Origin of the sequence: Fuscibacter oryzae (assembly GCF_016765795.1) — a bacterium.
Taxonomy (GTDB): domain Bacteria; phylum Pseudomonadota; class Alphaproteobacteria; order Rhodobacterales; family Rhodobacteraceae; genus Fuscibacter; species Fuscibacter oryzae.
Window position 1 is genome coordinate 1 of record NZ_JAESVP010000018.1, and the last position, 2,324, is coordinate 2,324.

Below are 2,324 nucleotides of genomic sequence, written 5' to 3' on the forward strand. Positions count from 1 at the left end.
CCGGGGGGCAGGTCATCGGACATCCGCGCGTCAGGGGCGTTGTCGCTGCGCGCCATCGCGGCGGAGTTGAACGCCCGCGGCATCCGCACCCGAAGGGGTGGGCAATGGGGCGTTTCGAATGCAGGAGCGCTGATCGGGCGGCTGGCAAGGCGAATGTGACAAAAGGATCCGCGCCGGCGGCTGATCGCGCGTGAACGGTCAGATGTGGGCTAGGCTTCAGCTGTCGCTACAAGGGCACATCATCGTAGCGCCGCGCCTTCGGCAAAGCTGTCAGCCCTCCAGCCGCCGCCTTGCCCATCAGATTCAGCATCTTGCCCGCCTCGGCGGCGTACTGATCCTGCGCAGCGGTGAAGAACTCGACCTGCACCTTCCGGATTTCTTCCAGGCTGGTGCAGGCCAGCATTGCTTGCTGCGTCTTGATGTCCTGCTGCAGGCGGTCGCAGACGAACCGGACCGCTTCGGTTCCCATGTCCATCCAGGCCTGAACGGCAGCGCTGCCCACTGCCATGGGAAGACCCAGTTCGGCCATGCCTGACTGACTGGTTTCGGTCTTTGGCTTGTTCGCAGGCATTGCGTTTCCCTTCTTCTATTGTTGCGATTGGGGCGGCGGACTTACAGTTCACATTCACATTCATATTGCGCGACGCCGACGCCAAAATCCACGGCAACGCATGGTGTGAAACCAGATTCCTTGAGGGGCTCTGCCCGGTTGGATCAAGAACTGAACTTGGCGACCGACCGCTCTGCATTCTAGCGAGGCATTGCCCGATTATGGGCGCGACCCCAGGCAGGCGGATGTGTGGGACAGGAGACGGGGCGTGACTGGCTCTGCTGTATCGGTGAAGGTCAGTTGGTGATGCTGGGTAACGCAGCCGCCTGATACAAAGCGCGGCCGCCGAAATGAACACCCGCTTCACGCGCACCCGGCGGGGTGGGAGATGAGGCGTTTCGAATGCCAAGGCGCTGATCGGACGGCTGCACCGTGAATGTGACAAAACGATCCGCGCCGGAGGCTGATCGCGCGTGAACGGTAAGGTCCAGGCCCGTTTGCAGGAACCGAACGATGCCGACAGATGCCCGCCGCCGATGCGGCCGCGAAGCAATGCACGATGTCAAAGAGCAGGGGGGAATCTTAACCTGAACCTTAATAGCTGCCGGCCGATCCGTCTGGTTACAATGGAAATGGGCACAATTGTGCACCCGCTGTTGGCGGCTCTGGCCCTTGGCTGACACGGGCTGAGCCACCTCAGTTGCGGTCATAGTATCTTGTTACTCCCGATTTCCCTGTGTCCTACTACGCGGGCAGGGACACCGGCGGCGACCTTCATTGCTGGGATGACGCCCCGCACAACAGCGCCCGCAGCGATGACAGCGCCGTCACCTATCTCCGCCCCAGCAAGGATGATCGCGCCACCGCCAACCCAGACATCGGCACCGATGCTGATCGCATGCTCGTTCATTGCCTGTCGATTGATAGGGGCCCCGTCACGGAAGCGATAATCCGAGGCAGTAATAAGCACATTGGGGCCTAGCATCGTGTCATCTCCAATGGTGATGGTTGCTACCCCCGGTCCGGCCCAAAGCCGCGCGTTTTCACCCACCAGCACCCGCGCGCCCAGCTGGATGCGGTTGCCATAGGCAAAGGTCGCCGTCGGGCTGATGGCGCAGCTAGGCCCAATCTTCATCAGCCGCCGCGGCGTCACGTGCGAATAATTGTAAAAGTTCAACAATTTTACCTGATGCGCCCACGCACGCGGATCAACCAAACTTGCAATGAGGCGAAGTAATCTCTGTACCTTTGTGCTCTTGGGTCTGTGAACGCCAGAGTCAGTGCTGTCGGCAGGAGGCCGGACGGGGGTCATCGGGACGTTTTCCTGTCAGGCAACCAGTCGGATGTTCGTTTTTGAGGTAGTAAGGCCGCCAAAATTCGTGCGGCAAGAAAGGTCAGTGTGCCCAACGTGTGGCGGGGTATCAGCAGCCGTGTCATTAGAACCTTGCGCTGCCCGTTTGATCTCGGGGGTGACAAACCCATGGCACGCAGTTCTGCTTCGCCGCGCCGCCAACGCGCCCTCATATGCACCCATCCCCATAGCGTTGCAGGCGCGCGCGTCACTGCAATAGCATCGTGAGCAATCCTGCGCCGCGATGCGGGTATCATGGCGGCCACGAAGATGTCGTCACCTGATATATCTGGCCAGTCTAGCCAACGGCTCCGACCCGCCGCCGAAAGACCAATCGCCCCAAGAAAAGCGGCATGCTTGGCATAGGGCAGGCTTTCCCAGGTTCGTGCAATCGCAGCGGACAGGTACGACACCCCTTCCGTG

General features: G+C 60.8%; 3 protein-coding genes and 1 pseudogene. 1 reads left to right on the top strand and 3 read right to left on the bottom strand.

Annotated elements, in window-relative coordinates; all coding sequences use genetic code 11:
- The first annotated feature begins 39 nt into the window (after positions 1-39).
- The gene (locus tag JI744_RS19190) at positions 40-159 is read left to right on the top strand and encodes a recombinase family protein (protein WP_268885819.1); all 120 of its coding nucleotides are present in this window, start codon (positions 40-42) and stop codon (positions 157-159) included.
- A 67-nt stretch (positions 160-226) separates the two neighbouring features.
- Here the strand turns inward: JI744_RS19190 and JI744_RS18990 are convergent, their stop codons facing one another.
- The 3 genes and pseudogenes from JI744_RS18990 to JI744_RS19195 form a co-directional block, all read right to left on the bottom strand.
- A complete protein-coding gene (locus tag JI744_RS18990; RefSeq protein WP_202662755.1) occupies positions 227-529 on the bottom strand; it encodes a phasin family protein in 303 nt (100 codons plus the stop codon).
- A 727-nt stretch (positions 530-1,256) separates the two neighbouring features.
- Entirely contained in the window at positions 1,257-1,766 is a 510-nt protein-coding gene (locus tag JI744_RS18995; RefSeq protein WP_236019565.1) for an acyltransferase, read from the bottom strand.
- 92 nt (positions 1,767-1,858) lie between these two features.
- Positions 1,859-2,324, bottom strand: a pseudogene (locus tag JI744_RS19195) (hypothetical protein); the annotation flags it as partial.